Origin of the sequence: Streptomyces sp. NPDC049954 (assembly GCF_040656295.1) — a bacterium.
Classification (GTDB): Bacteria; Actinomycetota; Actinomycetes; order Streptomycetales; family Streptomycetaceae; genus Streptomyces.
The window spans coordinates 280,563-305,708 of record NZ_JBFALS010000006.1; the positions used below are offsets into that span (position 1 = coordinate 280,563).

A 25,146-nucleotide genomic window follows, 5' to 3' on the forward strand; every position below is an offset into this window, starting at 1 on the left:
CCGACCTGTGAGCCGAGTTGACTTCCAGCCACCTCGGCCGCAGCGACGCGGCCTCGTCAGGGAGGTTCCAAATGAACACGCGCATGCGTCGTGCGGCCATCGCTTTCGCCGCCACCTCAATGGCCGTTTCCCTCGCCGCCTGTGGCAGCGCCAAGGAGTCGGACGACGGCAAGAAGGGCGACGACAACGCCTCTGCCCCGGCCAAGAGCAAGGGCGACGCGCTGAAGATAGGTCTGCTCCTTCCGGAGAACCAGACCGCGCGCTACGAGAAGTTCGACAAGCCCCTCATCACCGCCAAGGTCAAGGAACTGACCAACGGCAAGGGCTCGGTCATCTACAACAACGCCAAGCAAGAGGCCAGCGTCCAGGCCCAGCAGGTCGACACCATGATCACCAACAAGGTGGACGTGCTGATCGTCGACGCGGTGGACGCCAAGGCCATCCGCAGCTCCGTGCAGAAGGCCGTGGACGCCGGCATCAAGGTCGTCGCCTACGACCGCCTGGCCGAGGGCCCGATCTCCGCCTACACCTCCTTCGACAACAAGGCCGTGGGTGTCGCCCAGGGCGAGGCCCTGCTCAAGGAGCTGGGTGACAAGGCGAAGAAGGGCAAGATCGTCATGATGAACGGGTCGGCCACCGACCCGAACGCCGCCGACTACAAGGCGGGTGCGCACTCCGCGCTCGACGGCAAGGTCAGCGTCGGCAAGGAGTACGACACCAAGGAGTGGAAGCCGGAGAACGCCAACTCCAACATGGAGGGCGCCATTTCGGCCCTGGGCAAGAAGAACATCGTGGGTGTCTACTCCGCGAACGACGGCATGGCCGGCGGTATCATCACCGCCCTCAAGGCCGCCGGTATCAGCCCGCTCCCGCCGGTCACCGGCCAGGACGCCGAGCTGGGCGCCGTGCAGCGCATCATCTCCGGCGACCAGTTCATGAGCGTCTACAAGTCCTACCCGCAGGAGGCCAACACGGTCGCCGAGCTGGCCGTCAAGGTCGGCAAGGGTGAGGACCTGGGCTCCCTGGCTCCCGACAAGGTCGACAGCGCCACCACCAAGGCCGTCCCGAGCAAGATCATCCCGGTTGTCTCGCTGACCAAGGACAACATCACGGACACCGTGCTCAAGGAGAAGTTCTACAAGCTCAGCGAGATCTGCACGAAGAACTACAAGGCCGCCTGCGACAAGCTCGGCCTCAAGTAGTCCTCCCGGGCCCGGCGCACGCCGCGAGGCGCGCCCGGCCCGTGCCACCCGAGACCTGTCCGGCATCCCGCCCCGTCAACTGTCCCGCTACGGGGGCGGGATGCCGGACGGAACACCCGGTGGCCCCAATCTTTCTGCTCTACCCCTTCCGCGCCCACACCCCCCGGGCGCGGCATCCCCGCCGGTCAGGCGGCGAAGGAGATGGTTCACGTGTCCGCTGCGCCCGTGTTGGCGTTGCGCGGGGTCTCCAAGCGATTCGGTGCCGTCCAGGCGCTCACCGATGTCGAGCTTGAGGTCCACGCCGGTGAAGTGGTCGCCCTGGTGGGCGACAACGGAGCCGGAAAGTCCACCTTGGTCAAGACGATCGCGGGTGTGCACCCCATCGATGACGGAGTCATCGAGTGGGAGGGCAAGCCCGTATCGATCAACAAGCCGCACGACGCCCAGGCCCTCGGTATCGCCACCGTGTACCAGGACCTGTCGCTGTGCGACAACATCGACGTGGTCGGCAACCTCTACCTCGGCCGGGAGCTGCGCAGGCGCGGCATCCTCGACGAGGTCGAGATGGAGCGTCGCTCGCGCGAACTGCTCACCACGCTGTCGATCCGCATCCCGAGCGTCCGCATCCCGATCGCCTCGCTCTCCGGCGGTCAGCGCCAGACCGTCGCGATCGCCCGCTCGATGCTCGGCGAGCCCAAGCTCGTCATCCTCGACGAGCCCACCGCCGCCCTCGGCGTCGAGCAGACCGCCCAGGTCCTCGACCTCGTCGAGCGGCTGCGCGAGCGGGGCCACGCGGTCGTGCTCATCAGCCACAACATGGCCGACGTCAAGGCGGTCGCCGACAAGGTCGCCGTCCTGCGCCTCGGCAGCAACAACGGCGTCTTCGACGTGAAGACGACCTCGCAGGAAGAGATCATCTCCGCCATCACCGGAGCCACGGAGAACGCCGTGACCCGCCGCGCGGCCCGTAGCGTGGGAGTGCAGAAGTGAGCACCGACAACACCTCCGTGGACACCGGGAAGACCGACGGCGTCAAGGACAGCATCGGCAACCCCGACGCGGCCGCCGCCGCGGTCACCGCCGTCGACCCCCGCCTGCTGGTCCGGGAACAGGGCTTCGGCGGTTACGTATCCGACTTCAAGCGCAAGATCCGCGGCGGCGAGCTGGGCACCCTGCCCGTCATCGCCGGTCTCGTGGTCATCTGGATCATCTTCGCCAGCCTCAACGGCGGCTTCCTGACCGCGGGCAACCTCACCGCCATGAGCATCACCATGGTCGGTACCGGGCTCATCGCGGTCGGTGTCGTCTTCGTGCTGCTGCTCGGCGAGATCGACCTGTCGGTCGGTTCCGTCAGTGGTGTGGCCGGAGCCCTGGCCGCCGTCCTCTCGGTGAACAAGGGCGTCTCGGACGGCCTCGCGATCCTCATCGCCATCGTCACCTGCGTGGTGATCGGCGCGATCCACGGCTTCTTCTTCGCCCGGATCGGCGCCCCCGCCTTCGCCGTCACCCTGGCCGGCCTGCTGTTCTGGCAGGGCTTCATGCTCCAGGTCCTCGGCGACAACGGGACGATCAACCTCAACCCCGACGGTCTCATCGTCAAGCTCACCACCTACTACTTCTCCGACGTGGCGGTGGCCTACGGCCTCGCGGTCGTGGCGGTGGCGGGTTTCTTCCTCAGCTCCTTCCTGGACGCCCGGCGCCGCGCGGCGGTCGGCGTGCCCTCCCGGCCGCTGAGCGAGATCATCCTGCGCAGCGCGCTGCTGGCCGTGCTGGCCTTCGCCGTCGCCATCATGCTCAACCAGTACAAGGGCACCCCGCTCGCGCTGGTGATCTTCCTGGCCGCGGTGATCATCACGGACTTCGTCCTGCGCCGCACCTCCTACGGTCGCAAGATCTTCGCGCTCGGTGGCAGCGTCGAGGCCTCCCGTCGTGCCGGCATCAACGTCACGCTGATCCGTATCTCCGTCTTCGCGATCGCGGGCGGGTTCGCGGCGGCCGGCGGGCTCTTCCTCGCCTCCAAGATCGCCACGGCCAACCAGGGCGCCGGTACCGGTGACCTCCTGATGAACGCCATCGCGGCGGCCGTCATCGGTGGCACCAGCCTCTTCGGTGGCCGGGGCCGCACCTGGCACGCCCTGCTCGGTGTCCTGGTGATCAGCTCGATCCAGAACGGTCTGGCCCTGGAAGGCGTCGCCTCCCCGATCCAGTACATGATCACCGGTGGCGTGCTGCTGGCCACCGTCGTGATCGACTCCGTCACCCGGAAGACCCAGAAGTCCGCGGGCCGCGCCTGAGCCCCCACGGCCCTCTGCCCACCGCCGGTGCCCGGCCTCCCCACGCGGGAGGCCGGGCACCGGCGCGTGCGCCCGCCGCCACCGGGGTGGATCATGACCGTGACACGCGCTCGCGCGTGACGCACCTCGCCCGGCGTCGATGTTCCCCGGCACCCGCCGGACCGACGGCAGGGCCTAGACTCACTGGATTCGGAAAGCTCGAACAGCTCTTACTGCAAGGAGGCACGGGTGCCGCTGCTGACCCGCATCACGGGACCGCGCGATCTGGACCGGCTCAGCCCTGAGCAGCTCGACCAGCTGGCCGAGGAGATCCGGACCTTCCTGGTGGACGCGGTCTCCAAGACCGGCGGCCACCTGGGGCCCAACCTCGGTGTGGTCGAGCTGACCCTCGCCCTGCACCGGGTGTTCGACTCCCCCCGGGACCGGGTCCTGTTCGACACCGGCCACCAGTCCTACGTGCACAAGCTGCTCACCGGCCGCCAGGACTTCTCGAAGCTGCGCACCAGGGGCGGCCTCTCGGGCTACCCCTCGCGCGCCGAGTCCGAGCACGACGTCATCGAGAACAGCCACGCCTCGACCGTCCTCGGCTGGGCCGACGGACTGGCCAAGGCCAACCAGGTCCTCAAGAAGGACGACCACGTCGTGGCCGTCATCGGGGACGGCGCCCTGACCGGCGGAATGGCCTGGGAGGCGCTGAACAACATCGCCGCCGCCAAGGACCGCCCGCTGATCATCGTCGTCAACGACAACGAGCGCTCCTACGGGCCGACCATCGGCGGCCTCGCCGACCACCTGGCGACCCTGCGCACCACCGACGGCTACGAGCGCTTCCTGACCCGCGGCAAGGACCTCCTGGAGCGCACCCCCGTCGTGGGCCGCCCGCTCTACGAGACGCTGCACGGCGCGAAGAAGGGCCTGAAGGACTTCATCGCCCCGCAGGGCATGTTCGAGGACCTCGGCCTCAAGTACGTCGGCCCGATCGACGGCCACGACATCGAGGCCCTGGAGTCCGCGCTGACCCGCGCCAAGCGCTTCGGCGGCCCGGTCATCGTGCACTGCCTCACCCAGAAGGGCCGCGGCTACGAGCCGGCGGAGCACGACGAGGCCGACCGCTTCCACGGCATCGGCCCCATCCACCCCGACACCGGCCTGCCGGTCAAGACCGCCGCGGCGAGCTGGACCTCGGTCTTCGGCGACGAGATGGTGCGCCTGGGCAAGGAGCGCGAGGACATCGTCGCGATCACCGCCGCGATGCTCCAGCCCGTCGGCCTCAAGAAGTTCGCCGACGCCTTCCCCGGACGGGTCTACGACGTCGGTATCGCCGAGCAGCACGCCGCCGTCTCCGCGGCCGGCCTCGCGACCGGCGGACTGCACCCCGTCTTCGCCGTCTACGCGACCTTCCTCAACCGCGCCTTCGACCAGGTCCTCATGGACGTCGCCCTGCACAAGTGCGGGGTCACCTTCGTCCTGGACCGCGCCGGGGTCACCGGCGACGACGGCGCCTCGCACAACGGCATGTGGGACATGTCGCTGCTCCAGGTGGTGCCGGGCCTGCGGATCGCCGCCCCGCGCGACGCCGAGCAGCTGCGCGGCCAGCTGCGCGAGGCCGTCCAGGTCGAGGACGCGCCGACCGTCGTGCGCTACTCCAAGGGCGTCGTGGGCCCCGCCGTCCCCGCCGTGGACCGGGTCGGCGGCATGGACGTCCTGCGCGAGCCCGGCACCGCCGAGCCCGACGTGCTCCTCGTCTCCGTCGGCGCGCTCGCCCCGATGTGCCTGGAGGTCGCCGGCCTCCTCGACAAGCAGGGCATCTCCACCACCGTGGTCGACCCGCGCTGGGTCAAGCCCGTCGACGAGGCCCTCGCCCCGCTCGCCGAACGCCACCGGGTCGTCGTCACCGTCGAGGACAACAGCCGGGTCGGCGGCGTCGGCTCAGCGATCGCCCAGGCCCTGCGCGACGCCGGCGTGGACCTGCCGCTGCGCGACTTCGGCATCCCGCCGCGCTTCCTCGACCACGCCTCCCGCAAGGAGGTGCTCGCGGAGATCGGGCTCACCGCGCCCGACATCGCCCGCCAGGTCACCGGCCTCGTCTCGCGGCTCGACGGCCGCTACGAGCAGCCCGAGTCCTCCTCGGTGGAGAGCGCGCGCGACTGACCGCCCCTCCTCCGTAACCGCCGCGACCGGCACCTCCGGGCCGCTGTCACCACCCCTTGCGGGTGGTGACAGCGGCCCGTTCGCGTGAACCTGCGGGTTCGGGGGCATACGTGGCCCATCGCTCTCCCGATCATGCGAGGACGCCGAGCGTGGGAGGTACGCCCGTGAGCAACCGCAGCATTTTCCGCACCAAGAACATCGAGCAGTCCATCAAGGACACCGAGGAGCCCGAGCACGCCCTCAAGAAATCCCTCTCCGCGCTCGACCTCACCGTCTTCGGCGTCGGCGTGGTCATCGGCACCGGAATCTTCGTCCTCACCGGGAAGGTGGCCAAGCAGAACGCCGGGCCCTCGGTGGCCATCGCCTTCGCGGTCGCGGGGGTGGTGTGCGCGCTCGCCGCCCTGTGCTACGCCGAGTTCTCCTCGACGCTGCCGGTGGCCGGCTCGGCCTACACCTTCTCCTATGCCTCCCTCGGGGAGTTCCCCGCCTGGATCATCGGCTGGGACCTGATCCTCGAACTCGCCCTCGGGGCGGCGGTGGTGGCAGTCGGCTGGTCCGGGTACATCCGCTCGCTCCTGGACTCGGCGGGCTTCCATCTGCCCCAGGCGCTCAGCGGCACCCACGGCGGGAAGTTCGGCTTCGACCTGCTCGCCGCGCTCCTGGTCCTCGTCCTCACCGGCATCCTCGTGGCCGGCACCAAGCTGTCCTCGCGGGTCACCAACGTCATCGTCGCCGTCAAGGTGACCGTCGTGCTGATCGTGATCGTCGTCGGCGCCTTCCTGGTCACCGGCGCCAACTACGACCCCTTCGTACCGCCCTCCCAGCCCAGCGAGGGCGGCAGCGGACTCGCCGCCCCCCTCATCCAGGTCATCGCCGGGTTCACCCCGTCCAACTTCGGGATCATGGGCATCTTCACCGCCGCCGCCGTCGTGTTCTTCGCGTTCATCGGCTTCGACGTCGTCGCGACCGCCGCCGAGGAGACCCGCAACCCGCAGCGCGACGTGCCGCGCGGCATCCTCGGCTCCCTCATCATCTGCACCGTGCTCTACGTCGCGGTGTCCGTCGTCGTCACCGGGATGCAGAAGTACACCGAACTGAGCGTGGACGCCCCGCTCGCCGACGCCTTCAAGTCCGTCGGACACCCCTTCTGGGCCGGGCTCATCAGCTTCGGCGCGGCCGTCGGCCTCACCTCGGTCTGCATGATCCTGCTGCTCGGCCAGACCCGCGTGTTCTTCGCGATGAGCCGGGACGGACTGCTGCCCAAGGCTTTTTCCCGGGTCCACCCGCGCTTCGGCTCGCCCTACCGCTCCACCCTTCTGCTCGGGCTGATCGTCGCCGCCGTCGCCGGATTCACCTCGATCGACGAACTCGCCGAACTCGTCAACATCGGCACCCTGTTCGCCTTCGTGGTGGTGGCTCTCGGCGTGATCGTGCTGCGCCGCACCCGGCCCGACCTGCACCGCTCCTTCCGCACCCCGCTCGTGCCCTGGCTGCCGATCGCCTCGGTCCTCGCCTCGCTGTGGCTCATGCTCAACCTGCCCTCCGAGACCTGGCTGCGGTTCGTCGTCTGGATGGTCGTGGGCTGCGTCGTCTACTTCACGTACGGCCGCTCCCACAGCAGGCTCGACACGGAGCCCGCGAAGCGTCCCTGAGCCACGGGGCGGCGGCGGGCGTACGGGCAACAGCGCGGGGGCGGTTCACGGCCGCACCGTGCGCGGCCCCGCGCACTCGGCGCCCAAGGCCTCGACCCGGCGGCGCAGTTCACGGTCGGCCGTGATGACGAGGGTGGGACCGGGCGCCTCGGCCACCGCCCGCACGATCCGGTCGTCCCCGCTGCCCCGCGCCGCGAGCACCCGCACCCCGGGCACGCTCTCGGTCCCGCGCGCCGCGCCCTCCACGACGAGGACCACGTCCAGCGGTGCGGGCCAGCCGGGCAGCCCCGCGCCGCCGTACGGTACGAGGGAGTCGCGCAGCCGGCGGGCGGCGCCCGCCCGGTCGCGCCACCAGCCGTCGGGGACCGAACCGACCACGTTGGCGCCGTCCACGACGAGCGTGCGGTGCGGATGCGAGGGTTCCGGAGGCTGTTCCATGCGTTCATGATGGGCCGGAACGGGGTGCAGGCGGTACCGGCCCGCCCCGGGGCGCGGGTTGTGATGATTCTATGATGAGCGCTGTCCCGCCTGCCGACGCGCGGGCACGGCGCGGGCCAGCAGCCCGGCCGGAACCACGGGAGGACGACCTCACATCATGCGGGCCAGAGCGGACAAGGCGGCACAGGGCGCGGTTTCCCGGACGGCGGGACCGGTGGCCGAAACGGACCCCGGCCCGCTCAGGACGCCGCGGGGCCGTTGGCTGCTGCGCGGCAAGGACGGCCGGCTGACCGCCTACGCGCTGACCGCCGAAGGCGTGTCACGGTGGACGGAGACCCGGCCGGGCGGCCCCGAGTGGTCGGGCCCCGATCACTTCCCCGGCCCGCACCTCACCGATCTGACGGTCGGGCAGGGCGGCGACGGGTACGCGCACCTCGTCGGCCGCCGTTCCGTGCCGCGGCAGGGGGCGCCCGGGACCACGGACCTCGTGCACGCGGTGCAGTACCAGAGCGGGCGGCCGCTGTCCCCGTTCCGCTCCCTCGGCTCGCCGCACCAGGAGGCGGAGCGCCAGGCGCTGATCGGGGCGCCGGCGGTGGTGGTGGACACTGCGGGCACCGTGCACGTCCTGGTCCGCAACGCGGGCCGGGGGCTCATGGTGCGCTGGGAGGACAAGACCGGCAAGTGGGCGGCGTGGAAGGACCTCAAGGGCAGCCGCCTGCACGGCGCTCCGGCCGCCGTCGCGACCGGCGCGGGCCCCCTGGAGGTGCTGTGCGCGGGGGAGGGACCGGCCGGACACTGGGTGCGTCCCCGCCCGGGCGTCGCCTTCGAACGAGCCGCGGACATCCCGCTGTCGGTCGTCCCCGACAGCCTCACCGCCCTGGAGACCGGCGAGGGCCGGGTCACCTACTACTGGACCGACCCCGACAACGGCGGCGTGGTCGGCCACCGGCCGGGGGGCTGGCTCCTGCCGCTGGGCGGGGCGCCCGCCGAAGGGCCGGTCAGTGTGGTGCGCGCGCCGCTCGACGGGTACGACTGCACGGTCTTCGCCTACCGGGACGCCTTCGGGCAGATACTGCTCGCCGCGTGCGGCACCGAGAACGAGCAGGGCGGTGTGTGGTGGGCACCGACCGGTGAGGAGAGCATCGGACAGCCGGGCCTCGCGGTGGACGCGCACGGCCGCGTCGTCCTCACGACTCTGGGCGCGGACGGAAGGCTGCGGGTTGCCCGGCAGAACAGTGACCCGGGTCTCGTGCTGGCGCCGTCGATCACTGTCTGAGCCGGGCCGGGCCCGGTCACGCACAGCGGTGAGGGGCCCGGTCCTCGGACCGGGCCCCTCACCGCTGTACCGCCGCTCGTGTCGCTACGGCTTGTCAGCCGCCGCTCGCGGGCGACTTCTTGGCGGACTCGGGGATCTCGCCGTCCTCCCGGATCGCCTTCCACAACTGGCCGGCCTGCGGCTGGGCGGGCACGACGCGGTTGCGGTCCTGAGCGTCGTAGGCGACCGGCAACATGATGGTGTCCATCGTGTTCGGGTCGATGCCGCGCATGCTGCGGGCGAACTCGGCGAGTGAGGTGATCGAGGCGAGGTCCTCGTCGGTGGTGAGCGCCTTGGTCGCCGAGTTGGCGATCTTGATGGCCTTGGTGGGGGAGCCGAGCAGGTCCTGCTTCTTGACCTCGCTGAGCAGTGCCAGCAGGAACTGCTGCTGCAGACCGATGCGTCCGAGGTCGCTGCCGTCACCGTGCCCGTAGCGGGTGCGGACGAACTTCAGCGACTCGGCGCCGTCGAGCTTGTGGGTGCCCTGGGGCAGGTCGAAGCCGCTCTTGCTGTCGTGGATGTCCTCGTCGGTCGTGACGGTCACCCCGCCTATCGCGTCGACCAGCCCCTGGAAACCGGCGAAGTCGATCTCCATCATGTGGTCGATGCGGACGTCCGACATCTTCTCGACCGTCTTCACCACGCACGCCGGACCGGCCACCGAGTAGACGGAGTTGAACATGACGCGGTGGGCGGCGGGGAGCGTCCCACCGTCCTGCTTGACGCACTCGGGACGGTCGATCAGGGTGTCGCGCGGGATGCTCACGGCGACCGCTTGCTGACGGCCCTCGGGAATGTGCACGAGCAGAGCCGTGTCCGAACGGGCACCGCTGACGTCGCCCGCGTCCAGCTTGCCGTTGTCCCCGGCCCGTGAATCGGAGCCGAGCACCAGGAGGTTGGTGGCGTTCGAGGCCGTGGCGGCCTTCTCGGGCCGGTCCTTGCCGAGCGCCTTGTTGATGTCGACGCCCTTGATGTTGCCGTTGAGGTGCTCGAAGTACCACCATCCGGTGCCGCCCGCGGCGAGCACGATCACGAGCAGGCTGAGCAGGATCCACCGCCCGACGTGGCGTCTGCCGGTCTTCTTGCGCCTGCGGTGAGTGGAGGCCGGAGGTACGTTCTGGCCTCCGGTCTCGGTTCCGGTCTCGGTCATGCCTGGGCTTCCTCTTCTGCGACGCCCGCTGGTCACACGGGGCAGGGCTCGGGTGGGGGGAGGCGGCCGGCCCAGGGTCGGAGTGATGGGACTGCACTATAGACACGTTTTCGAGGGGTGATGGTTGCACTCGTGTTGACGTCGGTTCGCCAGGGAGAAGGGAAGGGGCGGGACACGGGCCCTCGTCTCAGGCGTGCGCCTCTCGTCGGACGTGAGCCGCGCCCGCCGGGTGCGCGTGCGCGTCCTCGCGCGGCGGTGCCGAGGTGACCGTCGTGGTGAGCGTCGCCACCAACGCGGCGCTCAGACCCGGGTCGGTGCGCAGCCGGTGGCTCAACTCCACGTGGAGGAAGGGCACCCCCGCCTCGGCGGCGTAGCGGCCCTGGACGTTGGTCCGCCCCGCCAGCGGACAGCGCGGCACGGTCCAGGCGCGGCACACCTCGAAGCCCCGGCCGGCCAGCGCGCCGCTCAGCCGTCGGGCCTGCGCGAGCCCGTCCTCGCCGCGGCCCGGGGAGAGCACCACGTCGTCCCCGGGGGAGGAGGCGTCGGCGAAACCGTGGAGCTGGACTCCTGGAATGCCGCGCCGTGTCAGCAGCGCGCACACCGCCTGGAAGACGGTGTCCTCGCGGTGGGCCACGTCGGCCTCCCTCCCCTCGCCGGCCGCACGGTGCGCTCCCGCCAGGACGAGGACTCCGCCCGGCGTCTCGCGCAGCACCGCCACCCCGATCCGTTCGGTGCGCAGATCCGCCACCGGGTGCGGCACCTGCACCGACCAGCGGGCCGACCGGTCGAGATCCACGTAGACCCGGCCCCAGCCACGCGCCCGCCGCCCGGTGGGGAGGCGCTCGGCCAGTTCGGCGTAACGGCGGCCGCTATAGCGGTCGGTCAGCACGCGAAGGACGTACCCGGTCGTGGCGAGGGTGGTCCGGGCCGCCTCCCGCTTTCCGTCGAGGAGGAGGCCGAGGCCCGCGGCCACGGTCTCCCGCTCGGAGCGCGTGGGACCGGTGTAGCCCGTGTCCTTGCCGAAGGGGCCGGTGAACGAGGCTATGCGCTGCTCCAGGTCCACGGCTGTCGCAGGCCGCCGCTCCACTCCCGCGTGCGGCGGGCGGGAGGTCAGCATGTTTGATCCGAGAACGATGGCAGCACATGACGTGAAGAGCACGAGGAGTATGACAATGGCGACCATCTTTGTCCGATGTGTTGTCATGGCTGTATAAACCTATCCTTGTGAACAGACCCTCTTCCCGCCGTTCGTGGACGGTGCTCGCGTTGGCGACGGCCGTACTCATGGGAACGGCATCCTGCGGCCCGACGGAGGACGACGCCGAAGAAGCGGGATTGGGGCGGCACTTCAGCCTCGCCGCCGCCGGGGACGTACTCATCCACCCGCAGCTCACCGAGCAGGCCCGCAAGGACGCGAAGGCCACCGGGAAGGGTGCGAACGGACTGGACTTCGGCCCGATGATGGCCGGGATCAAGCCCGTGATCAGCAAGGCCGACCTGGCGATCTGCCACTTCGAACCGGTCGCGGCCGAACCGGCCGGGCCCTACGAGGGGTTCCCCGACTTCCAGGTTCCCCCGCAGATCGCGACGACGCTCAAGGACGTCGGCTACGACACCTGCTCGACGGCCTCCAACCACACCCTCGACCACGGCCGGGCCGGAGTGCGGAGGACGCTGGACGCGCTGGACGCGGCAGGTCTGCGGCACACCGGCTCGGCCCGCAGCGCCGCCGAGGCGGACAAGCCGCTCGTGCTGGAGGTGAAGGGGGTCAAGGTCGCTCAACTCTCCTACGCCTTCGGCTTCAACGGGAGAGAGGTCCCCGAGGACACCCCGTGGCTCGCCAACCGCACCGACTTCGACGCCATCAAGGCGGCGGAGAAGCGCGCCAGAGCGGCCGGGGCGGAGGTCGTCGTCCTCAGCATCCACTGGGGCCGCGAGTACCACGCCGAACCCAGTGGTGCCCAGGTGCGACTGGCCCGCCGCATCGCCCGCGAGACGTCCATCGATCTGGTCGTGGGTCATCACGCACACGTGGTGCAGCCCATGGAGAAGGTCGACGGGACCTGGATCGCCTACGGGCTCGGGAACCAGATCGCCCGGCACGACGTACCGAGTGGGGTCACCGAGGAGGGGGTGATCGGCTGGTTCGACTTCTCCGAGCGCGCGGGCCACTGGAGCGTGCGCGCCCGCTACGTGCCGACGGTGATGGTCGTCCCGGAGGACCGGGGCGACGACGCCCCGGCCAAGGGGGCCCCGAGCGACCACCGCCTGTACGACGCCGCGGCCGAACTGCGCGCGCACCACGAGCTGAGCGGCCGGCAGCGCGCCCGCTACCGGCTCGCCTTCGAACGGACCGAGGGCACGATGCTCAACCGGGGAGCCGACGCCGACGGTCTGCGCCCGCTGGAGACGCTCCCCGGCTGACACGCCCGGGCGTGGACCGCGGGCCCGTCACCGGGGAGCCTCCTGGGTGGCGGGCCCGCGGTCTCGATGCCGCCCCCGGGGGGCCGGCGAGCAGCGTGGTCATTTCTCTTCACAACATGTACAACCATGCGCACAACTTGTGTGTCTAACCACACCGGGTGCTCAAATCTCGCCCTTAGGTACAGACCATTCATCGATTACCCCACATGGCGACTTGTCATGCGTGGAGAGGAGTACGCGTTGGCCGCTTCGGCTGTGAAGCGGCGGCACAAGGTCCGTCGGAGGGCAGACATGTCCCTCCTGGGAGGCATCCGTCCTCCCATCGCGGTCCTGTCCGTCCTCCTCCTCGCGCTCGCCGGCGTCACCGCACTGACGCTCGGCCGGGTCGACCAGACCGGCCTGCCCAAGGCCGTCCGGGTTTCCCAGCAGCACTTCGCCGAGGACGGCGCGATCGCCCTGCGCGCCTCGATCGACGAAAGCGTCACCGACCTCGACCGGTCCGCGGCCCTGTTCAACGCGGGCCGCCCCGTCGACGCCGACACGGTGCTCGACAAGCTGGGCAGCGTCTACCAGAAGTGGACCGGGACGGCCGTCGTCGAGATCTCCTCCGGCAAGCTCCTGGCCGCCCGGGGCGAGAACCTGCCCCTGACGGCGGTCGACCTGCACACCCTCGGCGACGAGAACGGGCTCGCCCCCCGCATGGTCCGTCTCCAGAACGGCGAGACCCGGCTCCTCGCCTTCGCCCTGCTCAACTGGGCAGGCAAGCCCCAGCAGTTGATGGTCGCCTCCAGCAGCCTCAAGTTCCCCGGGATCAGCCTCGGCAAGTTCCGCTCCATCGCGGTGGTCGATCCCCGCGGAGCCGTCCTCAGCAGCGACGGTATCCCCCAGCCCGAGCAACTGCGCACCGACCGGCAGCGCTCCGACGCGGCCTGGAGCACCAAGCAGCTCAAGGCCGTGGCGCGCACCGCCGCGACGCAGGCCCGGCGCAAGCCCTCGACCACCAAGGAGCCCGGGTCCGGCGGTTTCCTCGGGGTCAGCGGCTGGGCCCTGGGCGGTGTCCGCTCCGGCGAGCGCGCCGTCGCCGGATACGCCTCCCTCGCCGCGCCCCAGCCGGGGGAGACCACCGTCGCCACCGGACTGGGCCTGTCGGTGGTCGCCGTCGCACAGGTCGCCGAGGACAACGCCGCCCGCGCCCACCCCGCGTTCGGGCTGCTCGCGGCCGGAGCGCTGCTGGTGATCGGCGCGCTCGCCGTGGCCGTCCTGCTCGCCACCGTGCAACGCCCGCTGCTGCGCCTCTTCCTGGAGAGCCGCCGCCTGACCCGCGGCGACCTCGCCCGCCCGGTGAGGGTGCCGCGGCGCGGTGAGGCGGCCCGGATCGGTACCGCCCTGGAGCGGATACGCCGGCAGCTGCGCGGCGAGTCCGACACCGACATACGCCCCGCCCGTCACCGGTTCGGCACCCGCACTCTTCTCGTGGTGTGCGCCCTCCTGCTGCTGGCCTGGTCCCTGCCGCTGATGCTGCTGCTGAACCGGCCGGGACAGACCGTCGTCGTCCCGCAGCAACTCGTGAGCGACCAGCGCGAACGCACCGACACCCTCAGCGACCGCGTGCGTCGCGCCCTCAACGAGGGGCACGCCGACCTCGCCTCCGTCGCCCAGCTCATCGGGGACCGCACCCCGCCCGCGGAGATGTCCCAGGTGCTCAGCCGCACCATGGCCGAACACCACCGCTACGAATCGCTCTACGTCCTCGACGACTCGGGCCGGGTCCTCGCGCGGACCGGCGCCGACCCGCACACCACGGGACACGGCCCCTCCGACAAGCCCCTCGGACTGCTGTCCACGACCGGCAAGAAGCCCGTCATCGTCGGCACGGCCGAGATACCCGGACGGGCGGGCGCGGCCGTGGTCGGCGAGCTGCGCATCGACTTCCTGAACTCGCTGCTCAAACGCCCCGGCCTCGGCACCGTACGGATCGTCGACGAGGACCGCCGGGTGATCGGTGGCAACGACGGTTACCTCGCGTTCCAGCGGCTGCCCGCCGGCCGCCTCGACACCCTCGTCGAGGGCACCAGCCAGAAGGCCGGACTCAGCGCCCACGCCAACGGCGTCCTCTACCGGGGAGGCGAGGACGGGATCGAGATCGCCGCCGCGGCCCCCTTCGCGGGCGGCGGTGCGGCCAAGGCCCTGCGGTGGAGCGTCGTCAGCTGGCAGCCGGCCTCGCACCTGGCCATCCCGGCCTACAGCGTGCGTTCGCGCACGGTGCTGGCCGGGCTCCTCGGGCTGACCGCGGCGGCGGCCTGTCTGGGCTGGCTCCAGATCGTCGTGGTCCGCCCCCTGCGCGCGCTCGCCCAGCAGGCCGAGGCGCTGGCCGACGGCGACCGGCGCACCGTGCTCTTCCCGCGCCACCACGACGAGGTCGGCGCCGTCACCCGCAGTCTGGAACTCCTGCGCCAGCAGACGCAGGCCCGGCAGCGCAGGCGGGACGGCGTGCCGTCCCCCGCCGGAAGGAACTGAAACCACCGTGCTCTTCCTGTACTTCGTGCTGCTCGTGTGCTGCGCCGTGCTGCTGGTGGCCGGTGTGGTGGAACAGCGGCGCCACTACGCCTCACTGCACCGGATACCGACCCGGGTGCTGGTCAACGGCATCCGGGGCAAGTCCTCCATCACCCGGCTGTGCGCGGGCGCGCTGCGCGGCGGGGACCTCGTCACCGTCGCCAAGACCACCGGGACCGCCGCCCGCTTCATCCACCCCGACGCGACGGAGGAGCCGGTCTACCGCAAGTTCGGCATCGCCAACGTGGTCGAGCAGATCGGCATCGTCAGGCGGGCCGCCGCCTACCAGCCCGACGCGCTGGTAATCGAGTGCATGGCGGTCATGCCGGCCCTCCAGGAGATCAACCAGTCCAAGCTCATCCGCTCGACCATCGGCGTGCTGTGCAACGTCCGCGAGGACCACCTCGCCGAGATGGGCCCCACGCTCGACGACGTGGCCCGCTCGCTGTGCCGCTCGATGCCCGAGGACGGAATCTGCGTCACCGCCGAGCAGGACCGTTTCGACATCCTCCAGGAGGAGGCCGACGCACGGAACTGCCAGTTGATCTACGCCGATCCACAGACGGTCAGCGACGAGGAACTGCGCGGTTTCAGCTGGTTCACCTTCAAGGAGAACGTCGCCATCGCCCTCAAGGTCGCCGAACTCCTCGGTGTGGCCCGCGACGTCGCCCTCCTGGGCATGTACGAGGCCCCGCCGGACCCGGGCGTGCTCTCCGTGGAGCGCTACGTCACCCCCGAGGACAAGCGGCTGCGCTTCGCGAACGTCTTCGCGGCCAACGACCCCGAGTCCACGCTGATGAACATCAACCAGCTGCTCGACCTCGGCGCCATCCACCGGCCGCTCAACGTCGTGATCAACTGCCGTCCCGACCGCGTCGAGCGCAACGGGCAGATGGGCGAGATCATCCCCGAACTCGACCCGGAGCACGTGTTCGTCATCGGGCATCCGGCCAAGAGCGCGATCGACGCGATCCCGCTCTCCCACCGGGACCGGGCCGTGGACCTCGGTGGTGACCGCCGCGAGCCCGAGGAGTTCATGCGCCAACTGCTCGGCTGGCTCGGCCCCGACTCCTCACTCGTCGCCATCGGCAACATCCACGGACAGGGTGAGGTACTCCTGGAGCACCTCGCGGAACTGCCCCCGGACGAGGACGAGTCGGACCCGTCCGCCGCAGGCCCGCCCGAAGGCACGCGGCCGGGCCCCGACCCGCTGCCGCGCCATGCCGAGACGCTTGCGCTCTACGCCCCGCGCATCGACCCCTACGCGCCCTACCCGGCGGCCTTCGAGGACCGCTGGACCCAGCCGCAGCGGGAGTACGCGCCGCCGCAGTACCGGCAGACCGGGTACGTGGAGCCGCTCGCCCCCGGCCACGACGTCCCGAACGTGCCGCAGCAGGTGGCGTGGGGCGCCCGCGACCAGGACGGTCCAGGACCGCAGGGGCGGCACGAGGGCGAACCCCACCGAGCGGCCCCCGCCCCGGAAGACCGCCCGCGCGGCATGTTCGAGCCGCGGCGTCCTCCCGTTCCGCCCACCCCTACGCCCACCGACGAACAGCCGTGGCACAGCCCAGGAGAGACCCGTTGATCCCCTCCGTCCTCACCCCGGAGATCGCCGCCCTCGGCATCGGCCTGGGCCTGATGTTCTCCCTGGTCTGCTACCTGACGACCAACCTGTCACCCGGCGGCATGATCACCCCGGGCTGGCTCGCCCTGACCCTGGTCGAGGACCTCCAGCGCGCCGCCATGATGGTGGGCGTCACGGTCCTCACCTACGCCGCGATCCTGCTGCTCCAGAAGTTCGTGATCCTCTACGGCAAGCGGCTCTTCGCCGCCGTCGTCCTCATGGGCGTGCTGCTCCAGGGCACCGTGATGATCGTGCTCTCCCTGGAGTACCCGCTGATGTACGCGAACCAGACGCTGGGCTTCATCGTGCCCGGCCTCATCGCCTATCAGCTGCTGCGTCAGCCCAAGGGGGCGACCATCCTCGCCACCGGTTCGGTGACGCTCATGGCCTACGTCGTCCTCACCGCCGGAATCCTCCTCGGCGTCATGCCGTCCGCCTGACCGAGCCCGGAGCCCTGCCATGCCCAAGAAGAAGAAACACCCGGTACTGCACGCCACGACGGTGGTCGCCCTGCTCGGCGCCAGCGCCTACCTCACCGTGGCCCTGCGCGACGACGAGCAGGCCAAGGCCCCCGTCGTGCAGACGGTCACCGACCGCCCGGCCCTGGAGTCGAGCGCCGGCCAGAAGGGCGGCGCCCAGACCTGGGAGAGGCTGAAGAACCCCGACCGTTCCGTGCTGCGCGGCGAGAAGGGCCAGGTGCTGGCCACCTTCACCGACGGCGCGCGCACCGCGACGCTGCGCGGCCCCTCACGCACCTTCACCGAACCGGTCAACACCAAGTCCCGGGTGGTCACCGAGGACTGGGTGCGCCTGATGCCTGAGGCGTGGCGCAAGGGCGCCGAGAAGGAGAAGTGGTTCAAGGACTGGTTCAAGCAGTACTACGGCAGCGAGGAGGACGACGTCTTCGCGATGGCCTTCCAGTACGTCGACGGCGCCCCGGTGAAGAAGGACGACGAGGGACTGCCGTACGCGGGCGACGCGAGCTTCGGCCCCCTCAACCCCAACGGCAGCGAGGGCAACGACCTGCGCCAGGAGCTGTCGGACTTCTACGACTACCTCGGCATCCCCTACACGTTCCGGGACGGCCAGACCATCCCCGCGGAGACCGAACGGGCCCGCTCCGTCGACTGCTCCGGCTTCATGCGCCTGTTGTGGGGCTACCGGGCCCGCTATCCGCTGGCCTCCTCCGACAAGGGCGGCGACGGCCTGCCGCGTACCGCCAACGGCATCGCCCGCTCCGGCGTCGGCACCGACATCCTGCCGCTCAAAGGCATCACCCCGGCGGACCGCCCCACGACCATCGACGTCCTGCAACCGGGCGACCTGGTGTTCTTCAAGCTCGACCAGCGCACCGGTGAACGGCTCGATCACATCGGCATGTTCCTCGGGCGCGACACCGACGGGCACCTCATCTTCATCTCCAGCCGCGAGGAGGCCAACGGTCCCACCATCGGCGACAAGGGGGGCACCTCCCGGCTGGACGGCAACGGCTACTACGCGCGCACCCTGCGCAGCGCCAAACGCCTCTGACCTTCAGGTCCCGCACCCGGCGGGACACGAGGGCGGGCCGCCCCGGGTACCCCCCGGGGCGGCCCGCCCTTTCGCTGTTCTCCGGTGTGCCGCGCCTCAGGCCGCCGGGACCGAGGCGATGCCCGGCTGGAGGAAACGCTTGCCGTTGACGCGTTCGGCGATGCCCTCGCGGTCCAGGTACGGCGTGATGCCGCCCAGGTGGAAGGGCCAGCCGGCGCCGGTGATCAGGCACAGGTCGATGTCCTGGGCCTCGGCGACGACGCCGTCCGCGAGCATCAGGCCGATCTCCTCGGCCACCGCGTCCATGACCCGGTCGCGCACCTGCTGCTCGGTCAGCGCCGTGTCGCCCTGCTTCAGGAGCGCCGCGACCTCCGGGTCCAGCTCCGGCTTGCCGGAGTCGTAGACGTAGAAGCCGCGCTTGCCGGCCTCGACGACCGCCTTGAGGTTCGGCGAGACGGTGAAGCGGTCCGGGAAGGCGCCGTGCAGCGTCTCCGAGACGTGCAGGCCGATCGCCGGGCCCACCAGTTCGAGCAGCACCAGCGGCGACATCGGCAGACCGAGCGGCTCGACGGCCTTCTCGGCCACCTCGACGGGCGTGCCCTCGTCGATGACGTTCTGGATCTCGCCCATGAAGCGGGTCAGGACGCGGTTGACGACGAACGCCGGGGCATCCTTGACCAGCACCGCGGACTTCTTCAGCTTCTTGGCGACACCGAAGGCCGTCGCGAGCGCCGCGTCGTCGGTCCGCTCGCCGCGCACGATCTCCAGCAGCGGGAGCACCGCGACCGGGTTGAAGAAGTGGAAGCCGACGACCCGCTCGGGGTGCTGGAGCTTCGAGGCCATCTCCGTGACCGAGAGCGAGGAGGTGTTGGTCGCCAGGATCGCGTGGGCCGGGACGACCGCCTCGACCTCGGCGAAGACCTGCTGCTTGACGCCGATCTCCTCGAAGACGGCCTCGATCACGAAGTCCGCGTCCGAGAAGCCCTCGGCCTTGTCCAGGACGCCGGAGACCAGGCCCTTGAGCCGGTTCGCCTTGTCCTGGTTGACCCGGCCCTTGCCGAGCAGCTTGTCGATCTCGGCGTGCACGTAGCCCACGCCCTTGTCGACGCGCGCCTGGTCGATGTCGGTCAGCACGACCGGCACCTCAAGACGGCGCACGAACAGCAGCGCGAGCTGCGAGGCCATCAGGCCCGCGCCGACCACGCCGACCTTGTTGACCGGACGGGCCAGCGACTTGTCGGGCGCACCCGCCGGACGCTTGGCGCGGCGCTGCACGAGGTCGAAGGCGTAGAGGCCGCCGCGTAGCTCCCCGCTCATGATCAGGTCCGCGAGGGCCTGGTCCTCGGCGTCGAAGCCCGCCTGGAGGTCACCGGACCTGGCGCCCTCGATGATGTCCAGCGCGCGGTAGGCGGCCGGGGCCGCACCGTGCACCTTGGAGTCGGCGATGGACCGGCCGCGCGCCACGGCCTGGTCCCAGCCCTCGCCGCGGTCGATCTCGGGACGCTCCACGACGATCTCGCCCTTGAGGACGGCGGCCGTCCACAGCAGCGACTGCTCCAGGAAGTCCGCGCCCTCGAAGATCGCGTCGGCGATCCCCAGCTCGTGGACCTGCTTGCCCTTGAGCTGACGGTTCTGGTTCAGCGAGTTCTCGACAATGACCGAAACCGCTCGGTCGGCGCCGATCAGGTTCGGCAGCAGCGTGCAGCCGCCCCAGCCCGGGACGAGCCCCAAGAAGACCTCGGGCAGCGAGAAGGCGGGCAGCGCCGAGGAGACCGTGCGGTACGAGCAGTGCAGACCGACCTCGACACCGCCGCCCATGGCCGCGCCGTTGTAGTACGCGAAGGTCGGCACCGCGAGGTGCGACAGCCGCTTGAAGACGTCGTGGCCGCCCTTGGCGATCGCCACCCCGTCCTCGTGGCGCCCGAGCAGGCCCACGCCCTTGAGGTCGGCGCCCACCGCGAAGATGAACGGCTTGCCGGTGACCCCGACGCCGACGATCTCCCCGGCCGCCGCCTCCTTCTCGACCTGGTCGATCGCGGTGTTCAGGTTCGCGAGCGAGGCCGGGCCGAAGGTGGTCGGCTTCGTGTGGTCCAGCCCGTTGTCCAGCGTGATCAGGGCGAAACGGCCCGCGCCCGGCAGGTCGAGGTGGCGTACGTGCGCCTGGGTCACGACCTCCCCCGGGAACAGTTCGGCCGCGCCCTTCAGCAGCTCAGCGGTGGTGCTCACTTGCCCTCCCAGTGGGGGTTTTCCCAGATCACGGTCGCGCCCATGCCGAAGCCGACGCACATGGTGGTGATGCCGTACCGGACCTCGGGCTGCTCCTCGAACTGCCGCGCCAGCTGCGTCATCAGCCGGACACCGGAGGAGGCCAGCGGGTGACCGAAGGCGATCGCGCCGCCGTACTGGTTCACGCGCGGGTCGTCGTCGGCGATGCCGTAGTGGTCGAGGAAGGCCAGCACCTGCACGGCGAAGGCCTCGTTGACCTCGAACAGGCCGATGTCGGAGACCGACAGGCCCGCCTTGGCGAGCGCCTTCTCGGTCGCCGGGATCGGCCCGTAGCCCATGACCTCGGGCTCCACACCGGCGAAGGCGTAGGAGACCAGCCGCATCTTGACCGGCAGGCCGTTCTCGCGCGCGAAGTCCTCGGAGGCGAGCACCGAGGCGGTCGCCCCGTCGTTCAGTCCGGCCGCGTTGCCCGCGGTGACCTTGCCGTGCGGGCGGAACGGCGTCTTGAGGCCGGCCAGCTGCTCCAGCGTCGTGCCCGGGCGCATCGGCTCGTCGGCGGTCGCCAGGCCCCAGCCGGTCTCCCCGGCCTCGGGGGAGGTGCGGCGGATCGAGACGGGGACCAGGTCGGCCTGGATCTGCCCGTTCGCGTACGCCTTCGCCGCCTTCTCCTGCGAGCGCACCGCGTAGGCGTCCGCGCGCTCCTTGGTCAGGTGCGGGAAGCGGTCGTGCAGGTTCTCCGCCGTCATGCCCATGAACAGGGCCGACTCGTCGACCAGCTTCTCGGACACGAAGCGCGGGTTGGGGTCGACGCCCTCGCCCATCGGGTGGCGGCCCATGTGCTCGACACCGCCCGCGATCACCACGTCGTACGCGCCGAAGGCGATCGAACCGGCCGTCGTCGTGACGGCGGTCAGCGCGCCCGCGCACATCCGGTCGATCGAGTAGCCGGGCACCGACTGCGGCAGGCCCGCCAGGATTCCGGCGGTACGGCCCAGGGTCAGGCCCTGGTCACCGATCTGCGTGGTCGCGGCGATGGCGACCTCGTCGATCTTCTGCGGGTCCAGGTCCGGGTTGCGGCGCAGCAGCTCCCGGATCGCCTTGACGACGAGATCGTCGGCCCGGGTCTCGTGGTACATGCCCTTCGGGCCCGCCTTGCCGAACGGGGTGCGGACGCCGTCGACGAAGACGACGTCCCGGATGGTACGAGGCACGTTGGCTCTCCTCCAGGGTGCGGGATGGCGCTGCCACGCGGCACGCCGGAGCGTGTCGCCAGGCTCATGCTACTTGCGGGTAACCAAACTGTGCCACCCTGTCCTGCGGAGCGTCGAAGGTCACACCGGCCCGCGGCCGGGCGCTTGTCCACACCCCCCGGAGGGGCTGGATGCATCCAGCCCGTCCGGCGTTTGAGGACAGCTCTTTCACGCGTGTTCGCGCAGCGCCTTCAGCAGGACCGGAGTCACCAGCTCGACCTGCCACGGCCGCGCGCCGTGCGCGCGCAACGCTTCGGCGACCGTCTCGGGACCGGCCTCGGCCGGCGGCTCCCAGCACAGCCGGCGCACCGTGTCCGGGGTGATCAGGTTCTCCTGCGGCAGGCGCAGTTCCTCGGCGCGGGCGATCACCCCGGCCCGCGCGGCGGACAGCCGGGCCGCGGCCACCGGGTCGCGGTCGGCCCAGGCGCGCGGCGGCGGCGGGCCCGCCAGCGGCGAACCCGGCTGCGGCAGCTCGCTCTCCGGCAGCTCCCTGGCGTGGTCCACGCACGCCTGCCACTGCTCCAGCTGCCGCCGGTTGACCCGGTGGCCGAAGCCCGGCAGCGCGCCGAGGGCGTGCACGTTCGGGGGCAGTGCGAGGGCCGCCTCGACGATCGCGGCGTCGCTGAGGACCTTGCCGGGGGAGACGTCCCGGCGCTGCGCGATCCGGTCGCGGGCCTCCCACAGCTCCCGGACGACCGCCATCTGCCGGCGCTTGCGCACCTTGTGCATCCCGGAGGTGCGGCGCCAGGGGTCCTTGCGCGGCGGGGCGGGGGGAGCGGTGGCGATCGCCTCGAACTCCTGGAGGGCCCAGTCCAGCTTGCCCTGCCGCTCCAGCTCCTTCTCCAGCGCGTCGCGCAGGTCGACCAGCAGCTCGACGTCGAGCGCGGCGTATCGCAGCCAGGGCTCGGGCAGCGGGCGGGTCGACCAGTCCACGGCCGAGTGGCCCTTCTCCAGCGTGTAGCCGAGGACGCCCTCGACCATCGCGCCCAGGCCGACGCGCGGGAAGCCCGCGAGCCGCCCGGCCAGCTCGGTGTCGAAGATCGTGGTGGGGATCATGCCTATGTCGCGCAGGCACGGCAGGTCCTGGGTCGCGGCGTGCAGGTCCCACTCGGCGGAACCGATCGCGGCACCGAGACCGGAGAGGTCGGGGCAGGCCACCGGGTCGATGAGCGCGGTGCCCGCTCCCTCGCGGCGCAGCTGTACGAGGTAGGCGCGCTGTCCGTAGCGGTACCCGGAGGCCCGTTCGGCGTCCACGGCCACCGGTCCGCTGCCGGCCGCGAAGGCGGCCACGACCTCGGCGAGGGCGTCGGCGTCGGCGATCACCGGGGGGATGCCCTCGCGCGGCTCCAGGAGGGGGATCGGCTGCGCCTGAGGCGTAACGCCGCCCTCGTCCGGAGGGGCGCCCCCGGTGGTTCGCAGTGAACTGTCTGCTGCGGTTTCTTGGGCGTCGGTCACCTGTCAAGACTATCCGTGTTACGCCGGAGGCCACCGACAGAACGTTCTGTCGGTGGCCTCCGGCGTAACACGAAGGGTCAGAACCGGTCAGTTTCCGGTCCGGGCCGGTCAGTGGATGATGCCGGTGCGCAGGGCGACGGCGACCATCCCGGCACGGTCTCCCGTGCCGAGCTTGCGGGCGATCCGGGCGAGGTGGCTCTTGACCGTCAGGGCCGACAGGCCCATCGAGACACCGATCGCCTTGTTGGACTGCCCTTCCGCGACCAGTCTGAGCACCTCGACCTCACGGCCGGACAGCTCGCGGTAGCCGCCCGGGTGGCTCGGTGCCCCCGGAGGACGGCGGTGCATACGGGCGCCGGCCCCGATGGGGGCGGCGCCGGGGCGGCCGGGCATACCCACGTTGTTGCGGGTGCCGGTGACGACGTAGCCCTTGACCCCGCCCGCGAGGGCGTTGCGCACGGCGCCGATGTCGTCGGCGGCCGAGAGGGCGAGGCCGTTGGGCCAGCCCGCGGCGCGGGTCTCGGACAGGAGGGTCAGTCCTGAACCGTCGGGCAGGTGGACGTCCGCGACGCAGATGTCACGAGGGGTGCCGACGCGGGGACGGGCCTCGGCGATGGACGAAGCCTCGATCACGTCACGTACACCGAGCGCCCAGAGATGACGGGTCACGGTGGAACGCACACGGGGATCGGCGACGACGACCATCGCGGTCGGCTTGTTCGGGCGGTAGGCGACCAGGCTTGCGGGCTGCTCGAGAAGAACGGACACCAGGCCTCCTGCTGGGGATGGCGGGACGGGGCCGGCTGGGGAAGAAGCCGGGGCGAAACCGTGCTGACAAGGTCAAAGTGGTCTTCGGCAGCATTCGTGCCCGGCTTTAGGGGATGATCACGATCTGGTGAGTAACAATCGGGGCGATTAGGACACCTGATCGATCATTAGAAGATCGAAACGAGAACTCGAACGTTCCAGGAGTGCGCTGTCATCCGTTCGTGAACGGCCGAGATCTGTCCCCCTACCGGTCCGTAATCGATCCGTAATCGTCAGGCCGAAACCCGCGCCCGGTCGCGGGCCCCCGCGCCCGCCTCCGGCCCGCGCGCCCCCGGCCCGCCGCCGGGTGGCGCATCCCGCGCCCGTCTCACGAACCGCGCGGCCCGCGGCGCTGCGGCAGCGAGACCACCGCCGCCTCCCCGGGGGCGGTGGCCGGCGGCAGTCCGGCGATCTGGGAGAGCAGATCGCACCAGGCCGCGAGATGCGCCGCCGTATCCGGCACCCCGTTCGCGCCCTCGCGCGGGGTCCAGGAGGCCCGGATCTCGATCTGCGAGGCGGGGGGCCGCTCCCGCATCCCGCCGAAGTAGTGCGAGCCGGCCCGGGTCACCGTGCCGCTCGCCTCGCCGTACGCCAGCCCGCGCGCCTGGAACGCGCCGGTCAGCCACGACCAGCACACCTCCGGCAGCAGCGGATCGGCCGCCATCTCTGGCTCCAGTTCGGCGCGGACCAGGGTGACGAGCCGGAAGGTGCCCTTCCACGCCTCGTGCCCGGCCGGATCGTGCAGCAGCACGAGCCTGCCGTCGGCGAGGTCCTCCTCGCCGTCCACCACGGCGGCCTCCACGGCGTGCGCGAAGGGCGCCAGCCGCTGCGGGGCCCGCGTCGGCTCGATCTCGATCTCCGGCCGGGGCCGGGCCGCGCGCAGCGCTTCGACCGCGGCCGTGAAGGCGGGCGGGGTGTCGTCACCGCCCGCCCCCGCGCCCGGCGTTCCCGCGGCGCCCCCCTTCTTCCCGTCCTGCCCGTCCGTACCGTCCGACCGTTGTCCGTGAGCCGCAGCCATGCCGGGAAGGTTAAGGGGAAGCGCTGTGCCTTGTCGGGAGAGACACCCGCGAGT

19 protein-coding genes are annotated in these 25,146 nt (G+C 71.1%); 11 read left to right on the top strand and 8 right to left on the bottom strand.

Annotated features, from left to right (window positions below; all coding sequences use genetic code 11):
- Positions 1 to 71: 71 nt before the first annotated feature.
- The 5 genes from AB0J21_RS15690 (at position 72) to AB0J21_RS15710 (ending at position 7,299) form a co-directional block, all read left to right on the top strand.
- Positions 72 to 1,202: a substrate-binding domain-containing protein gene (locus AB0J21_RS15690; RefSeq protein WP_363146486.1), complete on the top strand. Its 1,131-nt coding sequence runs from the start codon at positions 72 to 74 to the stop codon at positions 1,200 to 1,202.
- Between the two features lie 201 nt (positions 1,203 to 1,403).
- Entirely contained in the window at positions 1,404 to 2,192 is a 789-nt protein-coding gene (locus AB0J21_RS15695) for an ATP-binding cassette domain-containing protein (RefSeq protein WP_363146487.1), read from the top strand.
- Entirely contained in the window at positions 2,189 to 3,496 is a 1,308-nt protein-coding gene (locus AB0J21_RS15700) for a sugar ABC transporter permease (protein ID WP_363146488.1), read from the top strand. Before AB0J21_RS15695 ends, AB0J21_RS15700 begins: the two co-directional genes overlap by 4 nt.
- Positions 3,497 to 3,724: 228 nt before the next feature.
- Positions 3,725 to 5,647, top strand: a complete 1,923-nt coding sequence (gene dxs, locus AB0J21_RS15705; RefSeq protein ID WP_363146489.1) for a 1-deoxy-D-xylulose-5-phosphate synthase — start codon at positions 3,725 to 3,727, stop codon at positions 5,645 to 5,647.
- Positions 5,648 to 5,811: 164 nt separating this feature from the next.
- The gene (locus AB0J21_RS15710; RefSeq protein WP_363146490.1) at positions 5,812 to 7,299 is read left to right on the top strand and encodes an amino acid permease; all 1,488 of its coding nucleotides are present in this window, start codon (positions 5,812 to 5,814) and stop codon (positions 7,297 to 7,299) included.
- 45 nt (positions 7,300 to 7,344) lie between these two features.
- On the opposite strand, the gene AB0J21_RS15715 is transcribed toward AB0J21_RS15710, so the two are convergent.
- Positions 7,345 to 7,737, bottom strand: coding sequence for an NTP pyrophosphohydrolase (locus tag AB0J21_RS15715; RefSeq protein ID WP_363146491.1), 393 nt, complete (start codon positions 7,735 to 7,737; stop codon positions 7,345 to 7,347).
- A 157-nt stretch (positions 7,738 to 7,894) separates the two neighbouring features.
- On the opposite strand from AB0J21_RS15715, the gene AB0J21_RS15720 reads away from it, so the two are divergent.
- On the top strand, positions 7,895 to 9,013 hold the full coding sequence (locus tag AB0J21_RS15720) for a hypothetical protein (RefSeq protein WP_363146492.1): 1,119 nt from the start codon (positions 7,895 to 7,897) through the stop codon (positions 9,011 to 9,013).
- A gap of 94 nt (positions 9,014 to 9,107) precedes the next feature.
- Here the strand turns inward: AB0J21_RS15720 and AB0J21_RS15725 are convergent, their stop codons facing one another.
- Both AB0J21_RS15725 and AB0J21_RS15730 read right to left on the bottom strand, forming a co-directional pair.
- Positions 9,108 to 10,202, bottom strand: a complete 1,095-nt coding sequence (locus tag AB0J21_RS15725; RefSeq protein ID WP_363146493.1) for an LCP family protein — start codon at positions 10,200 to 10,202, stop codon at positions 9,108 to 9,110.
- 187 nt (positions 10,203 to 10,389) lie between these two features.
- Positions 10,390 to 11,319, bottom strand: a complete 930-nt coding sequence (locus AB0J21_RS15730) for a hypothetical protein (RefSeq protein ID WP_363146494.1) — start codon at positions 11,317 to 11,319, stop codon at positions 10,390 to 10,392.
- Between the two features lie 107 nt (positions 11,320 to 11,426).
- On the opposite strand from AB0J21_RS15730, the gene AB0J21_RS15735 reads away from it, so the two are divergent.
- From AB0J21_RS15735 to AB0J21_RS15755, 5 genes are all read left to right on the top strand, one after another.
- The gene (locus tag AB0J21_RS15735; protein WP_363146495.1) at positions 11,427 to 12,626 is read left to right on the top strand and encodes a CapA family protein; all 1,200 of its coding nucleotides are present in this window, start codon (positions 11,427 to 11,429) and stop codon (positions 12,624 to 12,626) included.
- A 291-nt stretch (positions 12,627 to 12,917) separates the two neighbouring features.
- Complete coding sequence (locus AB0J21_RS15740) at positions 12,918 to 15,143, top strand: HAMP domain-containing protein (RefSeq protein WP_363146496.1); 2,226 nt, start codon at positions 12,918 to 12,920, stop codon at positions 15,141 to 15,143.
- Positions 15,144 to 15,150: 7 nt separating this feature from the next.
- Positions 15,151 to 16,767 (top strand): poly-gamma-glutamate synthase PgsB, encoded by a 1,617-nt coding sequence (gene pgsB, locus AB0J21_RS15745; protein ID WP_363146497.1) that lies wholly within the window; start codon positions 15,151 to 15,153, stop codon positions 16,765 to 16,767.
- Complete coding sequence (locus AB0J21_RS15750) at positions 16,764 to 17,246, top strand: poly-gamma-glutamate biosynthesis protein PgsC/CapC (protein WP_363146498.1); 483 nt, start codon at positions 16,764 to 16,766, stop codon at positions 17,244 to 17,246. The genes pgsB and AB0J21_RS15750 overlap by 4 nt, the downstream gene beginning before the upstream one ends.
- Positions 17,247 to 17,265: 19 nt before the next feature.
- Positions 17,266 to 18,336 (top strand): hypothetical protein, encoded by a 1,071-nt coding sequence (locus AB0J21_RS15755; RefSeq protein WP_363146499.1) that lies wholly within the window; start codon positions 17,266 to 17,268, stop codon positions 18,334 to 18,336.
- A gap of 96 nt (positions 18,337 to 18,432) precedes the next feature.
- Here AB0J21_RS15755 and AB0J21_RS15760 read toward each other — a convergent pair whose 3' ends face one another.
- The 5 genes from AB0J21_RS15760 to AB0J21_RS15780 all read right to left on the bottom strand — a co-directional run bounded on the left by AB0J21_RS15760 (position 18,433) and on the right by AB0J21_RS15780 (position 25,092).
- Positions 18,433 to 20,562: a 3-hydroxyacyl-CoA dehydrogenase NAD-binding domain-containing protein gene (locus tag AB0J21_RS15760; RefSeq protein WP_363146500.1), complete on the bottom strand. Its 2,130-nt coding sequence runs from the start codon at positions 20,560 to 20,562 to the stop codon at positions 18,433 to 18,435.
- On the bottom strand, positions 20,559 to 21,773 hold the full coding sequence (locus tag AB0J21_RS15765) for an acetyl-CoA C-acyltransferase (RefSeq protein WP_363146501.1): 1,215 nt from the start codon (positions 21,771 to 21,773) through the stop codon (positions 20,559 to 20,561). Before AB0J21_RS15765 ends, AB0J21_RS15760 begins: the two co-directional genes overlap by 4 nt.
- 207 nt (positions 21,774 to 21,980) lie before the next feature.
- Positions 21,981 to 23,267 carry a ribonuclease D gene (locus AB0J21_RS15770; RefSeq protein ID WP_363146502.1) on the bottom strand — a complete coding sequence of 429 codons (1,287 nt, stop codon included), beginning with the start codon at positions 23,265 to 23,267 and terminating at the stop codon, positions 21,981 to 21,983.
- A 108-nt stretch (positions 23,268 to 23,375) separates the two neighbouring features.
- A complete protein-coding gene (locus tag AB0J21_RS15775; protein WP_363146503.1) occupies positions 23,376 to 24,035 on the bottom strand; it encodes a response regulator transcription factor in 660 nt (219 codons plus the stop codon).
- 367 nt (positions 24,036 to 24,402) lie between these two features.
- Positions 24,403 to 25,092, bottom strand: a complete 690-nt coding sequence (locus tag AB0J21_RS15780; protein ID WP_363146505.1) for a DUF3000 domain-containing protein — start codon at positions 25,090 to 25,092, stop codon at positions 24,403 to 24,405.
- Between the last annotated feature and the right edge of the window lie 54 nt (positions 25,093 to 25,146).

Bases quoted from the DNA above. Each gene is read 5' to 3' on its own strand.
- AB0J21_RS15740 (WP_363146496.1), top strand. From the start codon at position 12,918: ATGTCCCTCCTGGGAGGCATCCGTCCTCCCATCGCGGTCCTGTCCGTC.
- AB0J21_RS15715 (WP_363146491.1), bottom strand. From the start codon at position 7,737: ATGGAACAGCCTCCGGAACCCTCGCATCCGCACCGCACGCTCGTCGTG.
- AB0J21_RS15720 (WP_363146492.1), top strand. From the start codon at position 7,895: ATGCGGGCCAGAGCGGACAAGGCGGCACAGGGCGCGGTTTCCCGGACG.
- AB0J21_RS15690 (WP_363146486.1), top strand. From the start codon at position 72: ATGAACACGCGCATGCGTCGTGCGGCCATCGCTTTCGCCGCCACCTCA.
- AB0J21_RS15755 (WP_363146499.1), top strand. From the start codon at position 17,266: ATGCCCAAGAAGAAGAAACACCCGGTACTGCACGCCACGACGGTGGTC.
- AB0J21_RS15780 (WP_363146505.1), bottom strand. From the start codon at position 25,092: ATGGCTGCGGCTCACGGACAACGGTCGGACGGTACGGACGGGCAGGAC.
- AB0J21_RS15730 (WP_363146494.1), bottom strand. From the start codon at position 11,319: ATGCTGACCTCCCGCCCGCCGCACGCGGGAGTGGAGCGGCGGCCTGCG.
- AB0J21_RS15725 (WP_363146493.1), bottom strand. From the start codon at position 10,202: ATGACCGAGACCGGAACCGAGACCGGAGGCCAGAACGTACCTCCGGCC.
- AB0J21_RS15695 (WP_363146487.1), top strand. From the start codon at position 1,404: ATGGTTCACGTGTCCGCTGCGCCCGTGTTGGCGTTGCGCGGGGTCTCC.